This is a genomic window from Pseudomonas sp. Pc102 (genome assembly GCF_018408275.1).
In the GTDB taxonomy this organism is placed as follows: Bacteria; Pseudomonadota; Gammaproteobacteria; order Pseudomonadales; family Pseudomonadaceae; genus Metapseudomonas; species Metapseudomonas tohonis.
Window position 1 is genome coordinate 5,505,542 of sequence record NZ_AP021905.1, and the last position, 18,889, is coordinate 5,524,430.

Here is an 18,889-nt window from a genome sequence, read left to right on the forward strand (position 1 = left end):
GCCATCATTTGGTCGTAGTCGCGGATGAGCATGTGGGCGACGCCCGCGCCGGGCGCCGCGCCTCGGCTTCAGCTCTGCGGCTTGAAGCTCGCCCAGTCCACCTGCAGCGGGAAGTTCTCCGCCTTGGCCACCGGCAGCCCGGGGGAGACCAAAAAGCCCTGCATGATCGAGCAGCCATGGTCGATCAGCCAGTCGCGCTGGGCCAGGGTTTCCACTCCCTCGGCGATGACCTCCAGGCCCAGGTGGCTGCCCAGGTCGATGATGGTGCTGACCACGGCGGCGTCGCGCGGCGACTCCAGCATGTTGGAGATGAACAGCCGGTCGATCTTCAGCGTGTCCAGCTCGAAGTGGCGCAGGTAGGCGAGCGACGAGTAGCCCGTGCCGAAGTCGTCGATGGCGATGCGCACGCCCAGCTCGCGCAGCTGGCGCAACTGCTCGCGGGTGTTGTCCAGGTCCTGCATCAGCGCGCTCTCGGTGACCTCCACTTCGATCTGCGACGGCTTCAGCCCGTGGGTCGCCAGCACCTCGCGCAGGGCGTCCACCAGCGTCGGCATGCCGAACTGCACCGGGCTGAAGTTGATGCTGATCACCAGGTCCTCGCCGAAACGCTCGCGCCACTGGGTGCACTGGCTGACCCCCTGTTCGAGGATCCAGTCGCCCAGACGGTTGATCAGCCGGGTCTCCTCCAGCAGCGGGATGAACACGTTCGGGGCGACCGTACCGGCGACCCGGTGCTCCCAGCGCAGCAGCGCCTCGAAACCACGCAGTCGGCCGCTGTCGAGGTAGATCTGCGGCTGGTAGACGAGCACGAAATCATCCTGCTCGATGGCGTTGCGCAGGCTTTCCTCCAGCATCAGCCGCGACCGGGCGCGGCCATTCATCTCCGGGGAGAAGAAGCGGTACTGCTGGCGCCCGGCGCGCTTGGCCTCGTACATGGCGATGTCCGCGGCGCGCAGCAGGCCGTCCACCGTCTGCCCGCACTCGGGGAAGCAGGCGATACCGACGCTGGCACCCAGGGTGATGTCGATGCCGTCGATGCGGTAGCGCACCGAGACCAGTTCGATCAGCTTCTCGGCCACCCGCGCCGCGTCCTCCGGATGCTCCAGCGAATCGATCAGCGCGGTGAATTCGTCGCCCCCCATGCGCGCGAGGATGTCGTAGGGGCGCAGGCAGGTCTTGAGCTGTTCGGAGACTCGCCGCAGCACCTGGTCGCCGGCGTCATGGCCGAGCGAGTCGTTGATGCGCTTGAAACCGTCGAGATCAAGGTAGAGCACCGCCATGCGCTTGCCGCTGCGCTCGATACGAGCCAGAGCGGCATCCAGGGACTGGTGGAAACCACGCCGGTTGAGCAGACCGGTGAGCGCGTCTGTGATGGCCTGGGACTCCAGCTGCGCATGCAACTGCCGCACGGTCGACATGTCCAGGCTGATCACCACCATCGAGCGCTGCGCCCGTGGCAGCGGCGCGCAGGACAGCGTCACCGGCAGGGTGCTGCCGTTGAGGGTGTTGAGCACCGCGTCGTGCAGGCGATAGGGCTCGCCGCGCTTCCAGTGGCGATAGAACTCGGAGAGGCGCCAGTCGCCGGCGATCTCGGGGCTGGCGATCAGCGAGAGGAAGCTGCCGCCCTCCAGGTCGGTGACCGAGCCCTGCAGCATCAGCGCCATCGCCGGGTTGGCGAAGTTGACGATGCCGTCCTCGCCGACCACGAGGATGCCCTCGGCGGCGTTCTCCAGCACCGAGGCGTTGAAGGCGCGCGCGCTGTCCAGCTGCTGGGTCAGCTGCAGCAGGTCACGGCGGTTGCGCTCGTGCTCCAGCAGGGACTGCACCTTGTGCCGCAGCACCTGCGGGTCGAAGGGCTTGAGGATGAAGTCCACCGCGCCGCTGGCGTAGCCGCGCAGCACGGCTTCCTGGGTATGGGCGATGGCGGAGATGAAGATGATCGGGGTGTAGCGCGTGTGCGGGCTGCCGCGCATCAACCGGGCGACCTCGAAACCGTCCATCTTCGGCATCTGCACGTCGAGCAGCACCAGCCCCACCTGCTCCTCCAGCAGCACCTGCAGGGCCGCCTCGCCGGAATCGACGGTGCGCACGTCCCAGGTGGAGTCTTCCAGCACCGCCTCCATGGCGGCCAGGTTCTCGTGGCGGTCATCGACCACCAGGAGGATGTTCTCGGGCCCCTTGAGCTTAGGCAGTGGCTGCGTCATTGCCGCCTCCGGACACTTCCAGCCAGCGATGGAGCAGGTCGATCAGTTCCTGGCGGCTCACGGGCTTGGCCAGATAGTCGTCAGCACCTGCGGTAATGCATTTCTCCCGGTCCCCCTTCATCGCATGGGCCGTGAGCGCGATGATCGGGATGTTGCAGCCGTGCTCGTCCTTGAGCAGGCGGGTTGCGGTATATCCGTCCATGTTGGGCATCGCCATATCCATCAGAATCAGGTCGAAAGGTTCACGCTGGTAACACTCGATGGCCTCCAGGCCATCCCGCGCGGCACTGACTTCGAGGCCAACCTCGTCCAGCAGCGCACTGAGCGCGTAGATATTGCGCACGTCGTCATCCACCAGCAGCACCCGCAGCCCCTGCAACGAGGTGCGCCCTGTACCGCCCGGCACCTCGCCGGCCTGGGCACGGACGCTGCCGAGGAATCCCTGGACGGCCGAACTGAGCTCCTGCAGGTCGTCGCCCGACTTGCGCACCACCACCGCCGAATAGCGGCGCAGGCGCTGCAGGGTCTGCAAGGTGACGTCCACCCCAGTGTTGATCACCACACGCGAGTCAGCCAGCGGGCGCTGTCGATCGAGGCTGTCGAGCAGGTCGAAACCGTCCTGGTCGGGCAGGTCCAGGTCCACCACCAGCGCGGCGAAACGCCCGTCCGCATAGGCCTGGCGCGCGCCCTCGGCGCTGCTGGTGGCCGTCACGGAGAAGCCCAGCTCCTCCAGGTGGTCGCGGTAATGATCACGTTCGATGGCGACGTCCTCCACCAGCAGCAGGCGATGTGGCTCCGGCGGCACGCTGGCCTCCAGGTCATCGAAGACCCGCTCCAGGTCCTCGCGTCCGATGGGTTTGACCAGGTAACGGGTGGAATCGTCCAACCAATCCGTCGGCTGGGGTACGCAGGAGATGATGTGCACAGGCGTGGTGCGATGCAGCGGCTGGCTGCGCAGGCGGCGGAATATCTGCCAGCCGCTGACATCGGGCAGGAGGATGTCGAGGATCACCGCCGCGAAGCGCTCCTGCTGCAGCAGGGTGACGGCCTGGCGACCACTGCTGCAGAGCACCGTGGCGTAACCGTGGCCCTGGGCGGCCTCGGCGATGACGCTGGCGAAGTCGCCGTCGTCCTCGACGATGAGCACCGCCGGCCCCTTGCCGGCGCGCACCGGCCCGTGCTCGCCGGGAACCTCCTTCTCCACCTCGATGGCGACCGCCACCGGCAGCTCGACGATGAAACTCGAACCCTGCCCCGGCTGGCTGACGATGCGGATCTCGCCATCGAGCGCGAGCACCAGCTGACGGGTGATGGCCAGGCCCAGCCCGGTGCCGCCGAAGCGCCGGCTGGTGGAGCCGTCGATCTGCTGGAAGGCCTGGAAGATGCGCTCGTGCTGTTCGGGCGGGATGCCGATGCCGGTGTCGCGCACGGTGAAGCGGAGGATCTCGCGACCATCACCGTCGGTCCTGTCGACCAGCCCGATGCTGAGCTCGACCTCGCCCTGTTCGGTGAACTTGAGGGCGTTGGACAGCAGGTTGCGCAGGATCTGGTGCAGCCGCACACGGTCGCTGTGGATGACCCGCGGTACGCCCGCCTCCACTTGGGTGATCAGGCGCAGGGCCTTGATCTCGGCCATCGGCCGCAGGCTGGCATCCAGCTCTACCAGCATGTCCTGGACGTTGAGCGGTTCAAGCTTGAGCTGCATGCGCCCGGCCTCGACCTTGGCCAGGTCGAGCACGTCGTTGATCAGTTGCAACAGGTCGCTGCCGGCGCGGTGGACGATATCGGCGTGGCGGGACTGTTTCTCGGTGAGGTTGCCGGCGCTGTTCTGACGCAACTGGTCGCTGAGGATGAGGATGCTGTTGAGCGGCGTGCGCAGCTCGTGGGACATGTTGGCGAGGAACTCGGACTTGTAGCGGTTGGCCAGGATCAGTTGCTCGGCCTGGTCACGCAGGCGCTGCTCGGCGGCCTTGCGCTCGCTGATGTCGATGACCACCGCCTGCACCCAGGTCTCGCGGCCACTGCGGATCGGCGACAGGCCGACCTCGAGGGGGATCATGCGGCCATCGCGGTGCTGGCCGAACAGCTCGCGGTTGTTGCCCATGCGGCGCGGCTCGGGGTTGCGCTGGAAGCCCTCGCGCAGCCCTACGTGGGCCTCGCGCAGGGCCTCGGGCAGCAGGCGTTCGACGGTGGCGCCGAGCAGCTCCTGGCGGCTGTAGCCGAACATGTGCTCGGCCTGGCGGTTGACCATGACGATGCTGCCGCGCAGGTCCACCAGGATGATGGCGTTGGGTGCCGCCTCAACCACCAGGCGGAAGCGCTCCTCGGCGGTGCGGCGCGCCTGCAGGTCCACCAGGTTGATCAGGTAGCGCGTGCCGTCGCGCTGCTGTAGCGAGGTCAGGCTCAGGGCCACCAGCCCCTGGCTGCCATCGTCCCGCTGGGTGACGAACTCGGCGGCACCATCACCATCTCCCTCTCCCCGCAGGCGCTCATCATCGAGCGTCTCGAGACGCGGCAGGAAACGGCGCACACGCTGCCCGCAAAGCAGCTCCGACTCGCAACCGAGCAGCTCGCCGGCGCTGCGGTTGGCCATTTCGATGCGCCCCTGCATATCGCACAGCAAGGTCGCCACCGGCAGGCGTTCCACCAGAACGCGCAGGCGCTCCTCACGCTCGCGCAAGAGACCCGAGGCCTGGTCGCTGGCGCTCAGCTCACGCTCGCGCAGGTAGAGATACCCGCCCACCAGCAGGGACAGCAGCACCACGGCAGCCAACCCCGTCCACAGGCTGTAGCTGAGCCGGCCGTCAACCAGCAGCGCCTCGTACTCGGGGTACTGCTCACGGTCAGCATCCAGGTGCGGCCGAACAACTGGAGCTGGCGCTGCTCCTCGAAACGCGCCGGCCGGCCGTTGTCGTCGGGCAGTGCGAGCAAGGGGATCTGTACTTCGTTGTCGATCAGGCCGACGCGGTACAGGCGCCCCCGGTTGCCGAGGATGCCCTCCATCAGATCGTGCAGGCGGAAGGCCCCGGCCACGGCACCGATGAAGGCTTCGCGCCGCTCCTCGACCGTGGTGGCCGGCGCGTCGGGACGATACACGGGCATGTAGAGCAGCACGCCGCTCTGCTGGTCCTGTTCGGTTTCCTGCTTCAGCCGCAGGGGACCGGTGAGGCGCGCCTCGCCACTCTCCCGGGCCGACTGGATGGCCTGTGCACGCACCGGCTCGCTGAGCATGTCGAAACCCAGGGTACGGCGGTTGCGCCAATCCAGCGGGCTGGTGTAATCGACGACCAGGTACTCGTCGCGCTGGCCGGGTGGGAATACGCGGAAATCGCGGCGACCGGCGGCCTGGGTGGAACCGACGAAGTCGTTCAGCTCATCGCGCCTGAGGAAGCTGCTCCAGGCCAGGGCCTGGATACCGGGGTAGCGGTCCTGGAGATGCAACTGGTCGGCCGCCTTCGCCCACTCGTCCGGTTGGACGTCGGAGCTGCCCACCAGCAGGCCGGACATCCCCCGCAGCACCATTTCGTAGGCGCCCATGCGGGTTGCGAGACGCTCGGCGATCTCTTCGCTTTCCAGGCTGAAACGCCGTTGGTAATCGGCCTGGTTGCTGCTCTCAAGGGATATCCATTGCCACAAGACCAGGCCCCCGAGCCCCACCAGCAGCGCCAGCGCAACAGCCAGGGGCAGCCAGGGTTTTCTCGCGGAGGTGCCGGTTCGCTCGTCCATGCGTGCTCCTGTCCGTTCCTTCTCCGGAGGCTGGCTATTCTCAAGCCTCCGACCGGCTATACGGGGCGCGTGAGGCACCCTGTTTCGGCAGTCTAGTCAGGAATCTGCAGCATGGCCTTGCGCCAGCAGAGAGACGACGGACGGCATGAAACGACAAGGCCCCCGAACGGGGGCCCTTTACGCGAGCGATGGGGTCAGTAGCCCTGTTGCTGGGGCACCTGGGCGTTGGGCAGCGGGGTCAGCTTGATCTCCACGCGGCGGTTCTGCGAACGGCCGGCCTCGGTGGCGTTGCTCGCCACCGGCTGGTCCGGCCCCATGCCGCGCGAGCTCAGGCGCGCACCGTTGACGCCCTGGGCCATCAGGTAGTTGGCCACGCTCTGCGCCCGCAACTGCGAGAGGTTGACGTTGTACTGGTGGCTGCCGGTGCTGTCGGTGTGGCCAACGATCTCGATGTTGTTCTGGTCGTACTGCTTGAAGGAGTTGGCCAGGTTGTTCAGCGGGGTATAGAAGTTGCTGGCGATGTCCGCCGAGTTGGTGGCGAAGGTGATGTTGCCGGGCATCACCAGGTTGATGGTGTCGCCCTGGCGCTGCACCTGCACGCCGGTGCCCTCCATGCTGCGACGCAGCTCCGCTTCCTGCTTGTCGGCGTAGTAGCCGTAGCCCGCACCGGCGGCGCCGGCCACGGCCGCACCGATCAGTGCGCCCTTGCCACGGTTGTCGTGGTTGATGGCGGCGCCGGCGATGGCACCGGCGACCGCGCCCAGGCCGCCATAGGTGGCGGTCTTGCTCACGCCCTGGCGCGGGCCCTGGTTTTCATAGGGGTTCTGCGAAGCACAGCCTGACAGCAAGGCGACGGCGGTAGCGGCGATGATCAGGCGACGCGTGGTGAACATGGACTTTCTACTCCTGAATGCTCGTCAGTCCCGGTGGACTGACGACGATTAGAGCATGGCCCATTCTGGAAATTCCGTGGCCTCAGGCACGGATAAACGGGTTTTCGCGCATCTCGTCGCCCAGGCGGGTATCGGGTCCATGGCCGGTGACCACCGTGGCCTCCTCGTCCAGGCTGTACAGGCGCTGGCGGATGGAACGTTCGATGGTGGCGTAGTCGCCGCCCCACAGGTCGGTGCGGCCGATGCCACGGCGGAACAGGGTGTCGCCGGCGATCAGCAGGCGCGCCTCGGGGAACCAGAAGCTCATCGAGCCGGGCGTGTGCCCAGGGGTGTGCAGGGCCACGCCGCAGCCGCAGGCCAGTTCCTCGTCGTCGGCCAGCCACTGGTCGGGCGCCGGCACCGGCTTGTAGGGCACGCCGAACATGCGGCACTGCATCTCCAGGCTGTCCCAGAGGAACTGGTCGTCCTTGTGCAGGTGCAGGGTGGCGCCGGTGGCCTTCTTCAGCTCGCCGGAGGCGAGGAAGTGATCCAGGTGCGCGTGGGTGTGGATGATGCTGACCAGCTTCAGGCCGTGGGCCTCCAGCCGCGCGATGATCTGCTCGTGGTTGCCGCCCGGGTCGACCACGATGGCCTTCTTGCTGATGGGGTCGCCGATCAGCGTGCAGTTGCACTGCAACGGGCCGACGGGGAAGGTCTCGCGGATCAGGGTGGGTTGCGCTGCGGTCATTGCCGGTCCTCCAGGCCAGGTCGCCGGCCTCTGTGCGGGTCGGTCGGATCAGGGGTCAGCACGATAATCGCTGGGCAGCTTGCCCGTCCATTTCTTGAAGGCGCGGCGGAAGTTGGAGGGGTCGCTGAAACCCAGCAGGCTGGCGATCTCGAACAGCGGCAGGTGGGTGGTGGTGAGGTACTGCAGGGCCAGGCCCTTGCGCACCTCGTCCTGCACCTGCTGGTAGCTGGTGCCCATGGACGCCAGGTGGCGGCGCAGGCTGCGCCCGCTGGTGTGCAGCGAACGCGCGGCGCTGTCGAGGTCGGGGAAGTCGCCGGGCCGGGCCAGCAGCAGGCGGCGTACCCGGGTCAGCAGGGCGTCCTGCACGTCGAGGGTGGCCAGCAGCGCCTCGCATTGCTGCTCGCACATCTGCACCGTCGCCGGGTTGGCCAGGGCCATGGGGCGGTCGAGGTAGTGCTTGGGCAGGGTCATCCAGTGGTAGGGCTGCTCGAACTCCACAGGGGCGCCGAACACCTCGACATAGCGCGCGGCGTAGGCCGGCGCCGGGTGCGCGAAGCCCACGCGCAGGCCATGCAGTTCCTCGCCCAGGAGAAAGCGGGCGATGGTGCAGAAGCTGGTCATCAGCCCCTCCCCGGCGAAACGCCCGAGGGGGCCCATGGGGAAGGATTCGACGGCACGCATCTGCAGGTCCTCGCCCTGCTCCACCAGCTCCAGCTCATAGGCCAGCCCCAGCACCCGGTAGTACTTCATGGCGAACTGCAGCGCACGCCCCAGATTGGCACTGGAGAGCACCGCGTAGCCGAGGATGCCGTGGGTGGAGACGTTCAGCCGCTGGCCGAGCACCAGCCCCAGTGCCGGCTCGTTGCACAGCACCAGGGCGGCGCTGGCCAGGAGGTTGAAGTCGATGAAGGACAGGCGGCCATTGGGGCTCTGGAGGATTTCCGGTCGCACCCGGGCCTGGGCGAGCAGGGTCTCGCGGGCGACGCCCAGCTCTTCGGCGAGGGCCAGCAGCGCCTCGGCATAGGCGACGGGCACCAGTTCGGCAGAGAAGGTCAGCGGTTGCTTCATGAGTATTCTTGTTGTCGGCCGTGGCCAGATATGACCCGATGATTGGCAGAAGATAACCTTGTCCGACAAAACCCGGCAAGCCAAAGTTGGAGCGTGGTTTCTGCATAGACTCAGGGAGTCCCCATGACCAGCACGACCCCAGAAGGATTGGTAATCCGACCGCGACACATGGATTTCGACCTACCCAATCCGCTACCGCGCCACTGGCACAGTGGCAATGCCTTCAAGACCCACCTGTTCGACGCCATGTCGGTGCTTTTCCCCGATGGCGAACGCTTCTTCATCGACTCGGTGCGCAACTTCCGCGAGGAGATCACCGACCCGGTGCTCAAGGAGCAGATCCGCGGCTTCATCGGCCAGGAAGGCCACCACAGCCGCGAGCACCTGGAATACAGCAACCGCCTGCGCGACCTCGGCTACGACATCGGCCGCATCGAGCGCCGCGCCCAGGCGCGCATCCGCTACACCCAGAAGAAGTTCTCCAAGCGCCGCCAGCTGGCCGCCACCGCCGCCCTGGAGCACATCACCGCGATCATGGCCGACGGCCTGCTGAAGAACCCCGAGCACATCGCCGGCGCCCACCCGACCCTGGCCCGCCTGTGGCGCTGGCACGCGCTGGAGGAGACCGAGCACAAGGCGGTGGCCTTCGACGTCTACAACCAGGTCTGCGGCAGCCGCACGCTGCTGCGCCGGGCGATGATCATGGGCACCTTCTTCTTCATGCTCGACACCCACCGCGGCCTCATCCACATGCTCAAGCGCGACGGCCTGCTGTGGAACTGGCGCGTCTGGCGCGACGGCCTGAGCTGGATGTGGGGCAAGAACGGCATGTTCCGCCAGTTGATCCCGGCGTACATGGACTTCTTCAAGAAAGGCTTCCACCCCTGGCAGCACGACAACCTCGAACTGCTACACAAGACCCGCGAGGAGTTCGACGGCGTGCCTGCGGCGGCGTGATTCCTCGGTGTTAACGCTACGGCCCTTCGGGGCCGTTTTCGCTTTGGAGGTGGAAGGGCTTCGCGAGCAGAGCTCGCTCCTACGGGTAGGCCGTGCCTACAAAAAGCTCGAAGCCCCGTCGTAGGGTGTGCTGCGCGCACCGGGAAGGTGGAGCGCACATTCATCCAGAACCTGGCAAAGACGTTGGAGCAGAGAGAGCGGTGGGCTGAAGCCCACCCTACGCCCACCCCGCCCACCCCACACCATCCTGCGATTCTGCGCCCACGCAAAAACGCTGCTCACCGGGAAGTTATCCACAGCCGGGAGCAGCGCTCGGTAGAGCCTTCGCTAGCGGGCGTCAACCCTGCAGGAACCTCAGCGCATCCGCGGCCGTCTGCTCGGGGATCTCCTCCATGGGGATATGCCCCACGCCAGGATAGGTACGCACCTGGATGCCCGGCAGGTCGCGCTGCCACAGCGGTACATGCTTGGGCGAGATCCAGCGGTCGCGCTCGCCCCACATCAGCAGGGTCGGCGCCTTGATCGCGGCGACGCGCTGGCCGGTGCCTTCCAGTTCGTCCTTGTTCACCTTCAGCAGCACGCGGAAAATTTCCATCATCGCGCGGCGGTTGCCCGGGCGGCGGCTCAGGTCGTAGTAGCGATCGACGACGCCGGGCTTGATCCGCCCGGGCTCGCCATAGACTTCCTTGATGCCCTGGGCGATCAGCGCGCGCGGCATCCACATCGGCATGGCCACGGTGGAACCGGGCAGCGCGGCGGAGGCGATCATCCAGGGCACCTTGCGCATCTGGTAGCCGGCCGGGTCGATCAGCACCAGTTTTTCCACCCGCGAAGGCTGTGCCAGGGCGAAGTTCCAGGCGATGTAGCCGCCCAGGGAGTTGCCGGCGATGGAGGCCTTGTCGATGCGCAGGTGGTCCAGCAGCAGGCCGAAGATGCGGATCATCCGCTCGCCGGAATAATCGCCATTGCGCTTGGGACCGGTGAGGCCGAAGCCGGGCACGTCGAAGCGGATGATGCGGTAGTGCGGGGCGAAGGCCTGCACCCAGCCGTCCCAGGTGTGGAGGGACGCGACCACGCCATGGATCATCACCAGCACCGGCTTGTCGCGGCTGCCTTCGTCGCGGTAGTGGACGTTGAAGCCGTCCAGTTCGATGAAGCGCGAGCCGCTGTCGGGGCTGGCGTAGCGCGCCTTCAGGCGATCCAGGGGCAGGGAGCCGAAGCCCAGGCGGGAGAACCCGACCGCGAGCGGTGGCGACATCGGCAGGCTGGTAGCGGACATGCGGGCACCTCGTGATTGTTATTGTCGAGGGCCTTATCAGATCACGGGGTCGCGCGCCCCGCGCCCCAACCTAGGTAGAGCGTGGATGCAGGGCGGCGATCAGGAGGTCGCCCAGCACCGTGCGGGCGTGTTCGATGCGCTGGCGGCTGGCGGCACCGCCGAGCAGGTCCATGGAAGCGGCCTCCAGGGCCCAGATCAGTGCGCGGAAGGTCAGCGGGTCCACCACCTGGCCGGTGGCCTGGAGGCGTTCGGCGAGCAGCGCGGCCATTTCCAGGTGAGCGCGCTGGCGGTGGGCGGCCAGGGGCGAGTCGGTGCGCATGGCCTCTTCCTGCATGAGGCGGATGATCGGCCCCACGGCCAGGTGGTAGTCGAAGAAGCAGCGCACCATGTCGCGCAGCCAGGCCTCGTCGCTGCCAGCGGCGGCGCGCATGCCGCGGAAGCGGTTGAGCAGCAGCACCACGGCGGTCTGGTAGATGCTTTCCAGCACATCCATCTTGTTGGAGAAATGCTTGTAGAAGGTGCGCCGCGATACCTGCGCGGCTTCCAGCAGGTCGTTCACCGTGGTATCGCCGATGCCCTTGCGGGCGAACACCGGGATGGCCGCCAACTGGATATTGGTGCGCAGCAGGTGCCCCACCAGCGGGCCTTCCGCCTCGGCCTGCTGGCGCGCCACGGCGCCATAGCCGCCGAGGTCCTCGAACACCGCGAAGATCGCCCCGCGCTCGCTCTCGTCCATCACCCGTCCCCCAACCAAGGCGCGGGTGACGGCACGCCACGGCCCCGTTACTCTTGGCGCGCCCCTTCCCGCTGGAATCTTCCGTGCCGATGAAGCTATCACGCCGCCTGCCGTGGCCGCTGGCCATCCTTTTGCTGGTCCTGGCGCTGCCCGCGTCGGCCGCCGAGCTGTTTTACCTGGGGCAGAAGATTCCCGACATCCAGCGCCCCTGGAGCAGCCACGACTACCAGCAACTGATCGAAGCCCTGGACAAGGTCGACCGCACCCAGGTCAACGCCCTGCCCCGGCGCAGCGGCGAATTCACGGGGCCCATCTACACGCGCATGGTCAGCGAGGAGAACTTCAAGCCGCAGTTGAACATCTACGCGCCCCTGGAGCTGCGCCAGAACGAGGCGCGCGAGGTGCTGTTCCGGCTCAAGGAGCTGATGCGCCTGTACTTCGACTTCAAGGCCGCGCAGCAACCCTACGGTGCCGAGGCGCTGGGGCTGATGAGCTATTCGATGCGCCAGCAGGCGATCCTCTTCACCCTCACGGTGGAATTCTGGATGACCCTGTCGGAGAGCGAGCAGAGCAAGCCGGTGCGCCTGCAGGGCCTGCAGGAAACCAAGGAGGCGGCGGCGATGCTGACGTCCAGCGCGCTGGATTACCTGGGGCTGACCAGGCAGTTCAACCGCGAGGACCTGGTGCTCTATGCCGCCGAGCTGGGCAAGCAGATGCCGGAGCTGTTCATCCACCTGCGCAGCGATGTGCGCGCGCAACTGATGGCGCGTGTAGGTGAGCTGGCGGAAAAGCACCCCTATGCGGAGGTGCGCAGCAGCATGGCCGACCTGCTGCCGGTTCTGGCTGCCATCCAGCAGGACGTCGAGCAGCAGTTGGCCAAACCCGTGCCGGCCGGCAAGCCGAAGCCGGCCCTGGATCTCTCCGCGCCGGCCCCGCTGCAGTAGCGGTTCAGCGCAACAGGCCGAGGGCCTTGGCCCGTGCCACCGCCTGGGTGCGCCGTTCCACCCCGAGCTTGCCGTTGATGTGGCGTGCGTGGGTCTTGACCGTGTGCAGGGAGATGAACAGCCGCTCGCTGATCTCCTGGTTGGAACAGCCCTGGGCGATCAGTTGCAGCACCGCCAGCTCACGGGTGCTCAACGCATCACTGCCGGCCAGTGGCGCCTCGCTGGCAGCCGGCGCCTGCGCTTCCGGCAACAACGCCAGCAATGCCGCGGCCTCAGGGGCCGAGCGCACCAGCAGTTGCTCGCGCAGCCAGGGCCCCTGGTGCGACAACAGCTCATGGAAGGGCAGCAAGGCGCCACCGGGCAGCGACTCCAGGGCACTGCCCAGCAATGCGAGGGCGTCCTTGTCGCGCCCTCCGACACGCAGCAATTGCGCCAGGTGCAATTGCGCCACCTGTGCCATGAGCGCGCCGCCACTTTCCTTGGCCCGCTGCACCAACGCACGCAGACGCCGTTCGGCCTCGCCGCTGCGCCCTTCGATCCGGGCCAGGGCGGCCTGCTGCAATTCGATGTGCAGCGGCAGCTGCGGATGGAATTCGGGGGCAGCGGCGGCCTGCTCGCCGCTGTAGGTTTCCGCCAGGCGCGAAAGCCAGGCCGAGGCCAGTTCGACCTGCCCCTGCACCAGCCAGAGTTCGCACTTCACCAGGGTGACCATCGCCAGGTAGTACACCGGTGGCACGTCCCAGATGTGCATAAGCCGCTCCGCCTCGGCGAGCAGGGCGAAGGCTGCCGACAGGCGCCCTTCACGGCCCTCCAGGCTGGCCAGCACGCTGTAGCCGATCAGCAGGCTGATGTCGCGGCAGGCACGCGCCTCGGCGATCCCGGCCAGCAGGCGGCTGCGCGCGGCCTGGGGTTGCAGGCGTACGCAGAGCAGGTAGCCCTCGTAGATCATCAGCCGCGCACGGGCGGCGTAGAAGCGCTGGGACGGTAGGCCACGCAGGCGCTCCTGGCCCTGGTGCACTTCCTCCAGCGCGCGAAGAATCTCGCCACGGGCCTGCAGCACCCGAGCACGGTCGTAGTGGGCCAGGGCCTCGAACAGCGGGTTGCCGATGCGCTGCGCCAGCTCCAGCGCCTCGCGATTGAGGCCACGGGCGCGCCACAGGTCACCCCGGGCGACGGCGATGTTGGCGAGGGTGGACAGGCACAGCAGGCGCTGGCCGTAGCGCTCCTGGGACAGGGCGGTGAGCGCCTCGGCGCAATGCCGCTCGGCGAGGACGATGTCGCCACGGCCCCGGGCGATGACGCCGCTCAGGGCCAGCCACTGGGCGATCAGGCCCTGCTGCGTCTGGGCGTTGGGCGCCGGCAGGAAGCGCGCGAGCTGGGCACCCAGCTCCTCGGCGGCGTCCAGCTGGCAGGCCAGGGCCAGGGCCATGCTGTAGAGCATGATCAGGCGCGGCGTGCTGACCAGCAGGCTGTCGGGCAGGTCCATCTTCCAGCGCAGCAGCATGGCGATGTTCTGCTCGGCCAGCAGCTGCTCCTCGGAGAGGTTCTGCACCAGGCTGGCGGCAACGTCCGGCTGGCCGGCGCGCAGGGCCTGCTCGATGGCTTCGTCCAGCAGGCCCTGGGCGCTGAACCAGCGGCAGGCACGCAGGTGCAGGCTGGCCAGGGGAATGGTCGCGGCGTGGGCCGGGCGGGCCCGCAGCAGGTCTGAAAACAGGTGGTGGTAGCGGAACCAGTGGCCGTGCTCATCCAGCGGCACCAGGAACACCTGGTGGGCCTGCAGGTGCTGGAGGATGCCGGCGCTGCCGTGCCCGTCGCGCACCGCGTCGCACAGCTCGGCGCAGAAGCGGTCGAGGCAGGCGGTCTCATAGAGGAAGGCCTGCACCTCGGCACTCTGCCGGTCGATCACCTCTTCCAGCAGGTATTCGCGGATCAGCCCCTCGTCACCGTGGGGGCCGCGCGCCAGGGCATGGGTGTCGCCCTCGTCCTGGCTCGCCAGCAGCCACAGGCGCAGGCCGGCGGCCCAGCCCTCGCTGCGCTGCAACAGGTTCTCCAGGTGCGCACCATCCAGGCGGGCGCCCTGGGCCTGGAGCAACGCGGTGCTCTCGGCGTCAGTCAGGCGCAGGTCGTGTTCGTTGAGTTCCACCAGTTGCCGCGACAGGCGCAGGCGCGCCAGGTGCCAGTCGGGACGCTGGCGGCTGGTGACCAGCAGCACCAGGCCCTCGGGCAGGTGGTTGAGGAAGAATTGCAGGCAACGGTCGAGCACCGCGCCCTGGGCCAGGTGGTAGTCGTCGAGCACCAGCAGCAGCGGTTGCCGGCGATCCAGGCGCTGGCCGAGCTCGTCGAGCAGGCCGTCGAGCCATTCCTCGAAGGCGAAGGGCTGGTGGCGCTGGCGCATCTTCAGCAGGCCCATGGCCTCCTCGCCCATGCCCGGGAAGAACTGGCGCAAGCCGTCGAGCAGCCGCTCGAGGAAGCGCCCGGGGTCGATGTCGCGTCGCCCCAACCCCAGCCAGAGCGCCTGCCAGCCATCCGGCAGGCCCTCGCAGAACTCGATGGCGAGCGAGCTCTTGCCGAACCCGGCGGGCGCGCTCACCAGCAGCAGGCGCCCCCCCAGGCCGGCGGCCAGGCGATCGCACAGGCGCGGGCGCGAAAGGTGCCCGGCCGGCAGCGGGGGACGGAAAAAGCGTTCGCCGGCTACCGGGACGGCAGCGGGCGCGAAGGAACGCGAACTGGATAGATCGGTCATCAACCCGGCTTCTAGGAATGGTTATGCCGCGGGGGCGTGAGCGCTGAGGCAGCCTAGCCTTTCGGTCCGCCCATTTGTAGTCCCTTGGGAAAGTACAGACAAGAAAAAGCCGGCCCGAAGGCCGGCTTGTTTACGCGGTATTACAGGATCAACGGACGCCAGCCTGACGCAGGGCCGCCGGGGTGTAATCGCTTTCCGAAGCGCTGTAGTTGAAGTCGTAGGACTGTTTCTCCTCGTTCTTCATGCCCAGGGCCAGGTAGCGACCGGACAGCAGGTCGTACAGGGTTTCCACGGCGTACCAGGGCACCTGCTTGTCGTAGTAGAACTCCGAGTGGGCCTCGGCTACGCGCCACAGGGTGCCACGGCCGTCATAGTGGTCGATGGCGGCAGCTTGCCAGGTGTCTTCGTCGATGTAGAAGTCACGCTTGGCATAGATGTGGCGCTCGCCGGCCTTCAGGGTCGCGACAACGTGCCACACGCGGTGCAGCTCGTAGCGGGTCAGGTCCTGGTTGATGTGACCGGCCTTGATGATGTCGGCGTACTTCAGCTTCGGCGAGTCCAGGCGGTAGCTGTTGTAGGGGATGTAGATCTCCTTCTTGCCTTCCAGCTTCCAGTCGTAGCGGTCCGGCGCACCGTTGTACATGTCGAAGTTGTCGGAGGTGCGCAGGCCGTCGGCGGCGGTACCCGGGCCGTCGTAGGACACCTGCGGGGCGCGGCGGACGCGACGCTGGCCGGCGTTGTACAGCCACGCCAGGCGCGGCTCCTTCACCTGGTTGAGGGTCTCGTGCACCAGCAGCACGTTACCGGCCAGGCGCGACGGAGCGGTCACGCGCTGCTTGAAGTAGAACAGCACGTTGCTCGGCTTGCTCGGGTCGTAGTCCTTCAGCTTGTCGCGGAAGGTGAACTCGTCCTGGAAGTACACCAGGCTGTAGGAGCCGTTCGGCTGCGGGGTCGCCTGGGTCACCAGGCGACGCACGCTGCCGCCGCGGTAGCGGGTGATGTGGTTCCAGATCGCTTCCAGGCCGTTCTGCGGGATCGGGAAGGGGTTGGCGGTCTTGAAGTTCTCGAGGCCGTTACCACCCTCCACCAGCTTGGTGTTGGCCGCGTTCTCCTTGGCCGCCGCGATCACGTCCGCCGGTACGGTGGCCGTACGGTGGGTGGTGAACACCGGCATCTTGTAAGTTTCCGGGTAGCGCTTGAACATCGCGTACTGGCCGGGGGTCAGCTTGTCCTTGTACTGCTCGACGTTCTGCGCGGTGATGGTGAACAGCGGCTTCTCGCTGGCGAAGGGATCGGAAACGAAGCCCTTGTCGTCCACCGGGCCGGCGTTCTGCGGCAGGCCGCCGGTCCACTCGGGGATGGTGCCATCGGCATTGCCGGCCTTCTCCGCACCCAGCGGGGTCAGGGTGGTGCCGATCTTGGCCACCTGGTCGGCCGGGGCCGCCGCCATGACGGCGGTGGCCAGCAGGGACAGCGCCAGCGCACCGGTTTGCAGCAGGTTCTTTGTTGTTTTCATAGGTGATTCCTTAGTTCCGGGCCGCTTAGAAGTTCATGCCGAAGCTGAGCGCGAGGAAGTCGCGGTCGGTCAGGGTGTTGTACTTGCCGCCGAAGAAATCGGTGTAGGACAGGCTGGCGGTGTAGGTGTTCTGGTACTCGGCATCCAGGCCCAGGCTGATGGCCTTGGCGCCCTCGGTGAAGGTGCCGTTCGGTCCGTAGCCATCTACGTCATGCGACCAGGCAACGTTCGGTTTCAGGTTGATACCGGCGAAAGCGTCGTTGTAGTCCCAGATGGCACGTGCGCGGTAACCCCAGGACGTGCTGGTGGTGAAACCATCGTCTTCGCAGTACGTGCTGATGTTATCCCTGGAGGCACCGGCCCCCGCACCGTTCGCCGTGTTGGTGTTCAACGCCTGGCAAGTGGTGCCAGCCAGCGGGCCGGGCCCGAATACAGGGTCGCGGCCATAACGGACTTTTTTGCTGCTCTCAAGCCCTCCTACATGGGTCACACCAACCTCGCCAACCAGAGTCAGACGCTCCGCGCCCATCACCTGATCGAAGAAGTGAGTGAAAGTCGTCTGGAACTGAGTGATTTCTTTGCGACGGTAACCATGCTGGTCCTGCCCCGGGACACCTTGCAGCAACGAAACACCGCTGCGGCCAGGCATGGGCGTCAGGCCGGAGAAGAGGATGTCTGTGGAGTTGAGTTGCACCGGAGCGTTAGGCCGGTAGCTTACTTCACCACTCCATGCAGTACCGGTAGGTAAGGTGGTGGAGAAGCTCAGACCATAAAGGCGAATGTCTTCCGGATACTCCATGAAGTACCTAGAGTTACCGGCAATGATCAGCGGCCCCAACGGGTTGAGACCATAGGCATCGTAAAGAGCCTGAGGTGCGCCTGTAGCGCTGAAGATCGGGGCCCGACTGTGGTAGTTCATGAAGTAAGCGCCGAACTCAGTATCGAGTTCTTCGGAGAAGTAGCGCAGCGCAGTACCCCATTGGCCGTTGTCCCGCGCATCCCGGTCAGCGCCGCGCCTTACGAGCACACCCTCTTCGTTCACATCAACGCCAAGTGCGGCCAAACCAGGTAAAGCCGCGCCTGGGAGGGCAGAACGCTTGTTCAGCACTCGCAGATTGTCAGAGCAACCATCAGCAACGATATCCGGCTGGGCGAAGAAGGTGCCGCAGTTGTCGGTAACGGTTTGATCCCACTCGAGCTGATAGAAGGCTTCAGCCGACAGGTTATCGGTCAGGCTCTGAGACACGTAGAACATGTTGACCGGAATCAGACCTTCCTTGACTTCCGCGCCTGGCCGGCGGAAAGCGGAGACGTCGACCGGATTGATCGCGTTGATGCCGTTCTGGATGAAGGTGCTTTCACCCCAACTCACCACCTGCTTGCCCAGGCGCACGGAGCCCGGCTTATCTGCGATGGCGTAGTTGTGATAGATGAAGGCGTCGAGTATCTGGCCGCCGGAAGACTGTGCAGCCTCCTTGCGATTGCTGTCACTGATGTCCTTGAACGGACGGCTCTCGTCCTTCAACTCGAAGTCGTACCAGTATTTGCCACGGACGAAGACGCCGGTGTCACCGTACTTCAGCTCCAGGTCGTGGATGCCCTTGAAGATCTTCGAGAAGGTCTCGCCCTTCTTGAAATTCAGGTGGGAATCATCGGAGGTCTGCGACATGCCGCTACCACCGTTGTTCACACCGATCAGATCCTTGTCCGGGTTTGCCATGGACCAGCTTGCACCGACGGACAACGAGGAATCGAACTGCCCCTCGATCTCGCCGATATTGAACGTTACGCCGAATGCCGGGGCGGCGAGAGTGGATGCGAGGCTGACGGCCATTGGCAGTCGGGCCAGGCGCCAGAACGGTTTTCTTGTTGTCATCGACGCTACTCCATGTGTGTTTTTTTGTTATGGATTGGTGCGGACTATAGCCAGGAGGTAGTAGTGCTTGATCCCTCTAAAGTGTGATTTGCAGTCCGGCGAGCACTCTGGCCCGCAGGTTTGCAGACTAGCCCGATCTGGCGATTGGTAAAGCCGGGGGTGAGCTGGCGCGGAGCCAGCAATAAACAAGCCAAGCGTTTGCTTGGTAGACAGGCCGGGC

Annotated in this window: 11 protein-coding genes and 1 pseudogene; 2 read left to right on the plus strand and 10 right to left on the minus strand. The window is 66.3% G+C overall.

The annotated features are described in order from the left end of the window. Positions 1 to 68: 68 nt before the first annotated feature. The 5 genes and pseudogenes from PHLH3_RS25200 to PHLH3_RS25220 form a co-directional block, all read right to left on the minus strand. Entirely contained in the window at positions 69 to 2,204 is a 2,136-nt protein-coding gene (locus tag PHLH3_RS25200) for an EAL domain-containing protein (RefSeq protein WP_213626218.1), read from the minus strand. Beyond that, positions 2,185 to 5,930: pseudogene (locus PHLH3_RS25205) on the minus strand (response regulator). The gene PHLH3_RS25200 and the pseudogene PHLH3_RS25205 overlap by 20 nt, the downstream one beginning before the upstream one ends. 194 nt (positions 5,931 to 6,124) lie before the next feature. After that, positions 6,125 to 6,823 carry an OmpA family protein gene (locus PHLH3_RS25210; RefSeq protein WP_213626219.1) on the minus strand — a complete coding sequence of 233 codons (699 nt, stop codon included), beginning with the start codon at positions 6,821 to 6,823 and terminating at the stop codon, positions 6,125 to 6,127. 82 nt (positions 6,824 to 6,905) lie between these two features. After that, a complete protein-coding gene (locus tag PHLH3_RS25215) occupies positions 6,906 to 7,550 on the minus strand; it encodes an MBL fold metallo-hydrolase (protein WP_213626220.1) in 645 nt (214 codons plus the stop codon). A gap of 48 nt (positions 7,551 to 7,598) precedes the next feature. After that, positions 7,599 to 8,618 carry an AraC family transcriptional regulator gene (locus PHLH3_RS25220; RefSeq protein ID WP_213626221.1) on the minus strand — a complete coding sequence of 340 codons (1,020 nt, stop codon included), beginning with the start codon at positions 8,616 to 8,618 and terminating at the stop codon, positions 7,599 to 7,601. 123 nt (positions 8,619 to 8,741) lie between these two features. On the opposite strand from PHLH3_RS25220, the gene PHLH3_RS25225 reads away from it, so the two are divergent. Further along, a complete protein-coding gene (locus PHLH3_RS25225; RefSeq protein ID WP_043239880.1) occupies positions 8,742 to 9,575 on the plus strand; it encodes a metal-dependent hydrolase in 834 nt (277 codons plus the stop codon). A gap of 337 nt (positions 9,576 to 9,912) precedes the next feature. On the opposite strand, the gene PHLH3_RS25230 is transcribed toward PHLH3_RS25225, so the two are convergent. Then, positions 9,913 to 10,854 (minus strand): alpha/beta hydrolase, encoded by a 942-nt coding sequence (locus tag PHLH3_RS25230; RefSeq protein WP_213626222.1) that lies wholly within the window; start codon positions 10,852 to 10,854, stop codon positions 9,913 to 9,915. A gap of 70 nt (positions 10,855 to 10,924) precedes the next feature. Beyond that, positions 10,925 to 11,590: a TetR/AcrR family transcriptional regulator gene (locus PHLH3_RS25235; RefSeq protein WP_213626223.1), complete on the minus strand. Its 666-nt coding sequence runs from the start codon at positions 11,588 to 11,590 to the stop codon at positions 10,925 to 10,927. 83 nt (positions 11,591 to 11,673) lie between these two features. On the opposite strand from PHLH3_RS25235, the gene PHLH3_RS25240 reads away from it, so the two are divergent. Further along, entirely contained in the window at positions 11,674 to 12,534 is an 861-nt protein-coding gene (locus PHLH3_RS25240) for a hypothetical protein (RefSeq protein ID WP_213626224.1), read from the plus strand. 4 nt (positions 12,535 to 12,538) lie between these two features. On the opposite strand, the gene PHLH3_RS25245 is transcribed toward PHLH3_RS25240, so the two are convergent. The 3 genes from PHLH3_RS25245 to PHLH3_RS25255 all read right to left on the minus strand — a co-directional run bounded on the left by PHLH3_RS25245 (position 12,539) and on the right by PHLH3_RS25255 (position 18,669). Then, positions 12,539 to 15,277 (minus strand): LuxR C-terminal-related transcriptional regulator, encoded by a 2,739-nt coding sequence (locus PHLH3_RS25245; protein WP_213626225.1) that lies wholly within the window; start codon positions 15,275 to 15,277, stop codon positions 12,539 to 12,541. Positions 15,278 to 15,425: 148 nt separating this feature from the next. Beyond that, entirely contained in the window at positions 15,426 to 16,793 is a 1,368-nt protein-coding gene (locus tag PHLH3_RS25250) for a DUF1329 domain-containing protein (protein ID WP_213626226.1), read from the minus strand. A gap of 25 nt (positions 16,794 to 16,818) precedes the next feature. After that, complete coding sequence (locus PHLH3_RS25255; protein WP_213626227.1) at positions 16,819 to 18,669, minus strand: DUF1302 domain-containing protein; 1,851 nt, start codon at positions 18,667 to 18,669, stop codon at positions 16,819 to 16,821. Positions 18,670 to 18,889 lie beyond the last annotated feature (220 nt).

Bases quoted from the DNA above. Each gene is read 5' to 3' on its own strand.
- PHLH3_RS25200 (WP_213626218.1), bottom strand. From the start codon at position 2,204: ATGACGCAGCCACTGCCTAAGCTCAAGGGGCCCGAGAACATCCTCCTG.
- PHLH3_RS25210 (WP_213626219.1), bottom strand. From the start codon at position 6,823: ATGTTCACCACGCGTCGCCTGATCATCGCCGCTACCGCCGTCGCCTTG.
- PHLH3_RS25215 (WP_213626220.1), bottom strand. From the start codon at position 7,550: ATGACCGCAGCGCAACCCACCCTGATCCGCGAGACCTTCCCCGTCGGC.
- PHLH3_RS25220 (WP_213626221.1), bottom strand. From the start codon at position 8,618: ATGAAGCAACCGCTGACCTTCTCTGCCGAACTGGTGCCCGTCGCCTAT.
- PHLH3_RS25225 (WP_043239880.1), top strand. From the start codon at position 8,742: ATGACCAGCACGACCCCAGAAGGATTGGTAATCCGACCGCGACACATG.
- PHLH3_RS25230 (WP_213626222.1), bottom strand. From the start codon at position 10,854: ATGTCCGCTACCAGCCTGCCGATGTCGCCACCGCTCGCGGTCGGGTTC.
- PHLH3_RS25235 (WP_213626223.1), bottom strand. From the start codon at position 11,590: ATGGACGAGAGCGAGCGCGGGGCGATCTTCGCGGTGTTCGAGGACCTC.
- PHLH3_RS25245 (WP_213626225.1), bottom strand. From the start codon at position 15,277: ATGACCGATCTATCCAGTTCGCGTTCCTTCGCGCCCGCTGCCGTCCCG.
- PHLH3_RS25250 (WP_213626226.1), bottom strand. From the start codon at position 16,793: ATGAAAACAACAAAGAACCTGCTGCAAACCGGTGCGCTGGCGCTGTCC.
- PHLH3_RS25255 (WP_213626227.1), bottom strand. From the start codon at position 18,669: ATGACAACAAGAAAACCGTTCTGGCGCCTGGCCCGACTGCCAATGGCC.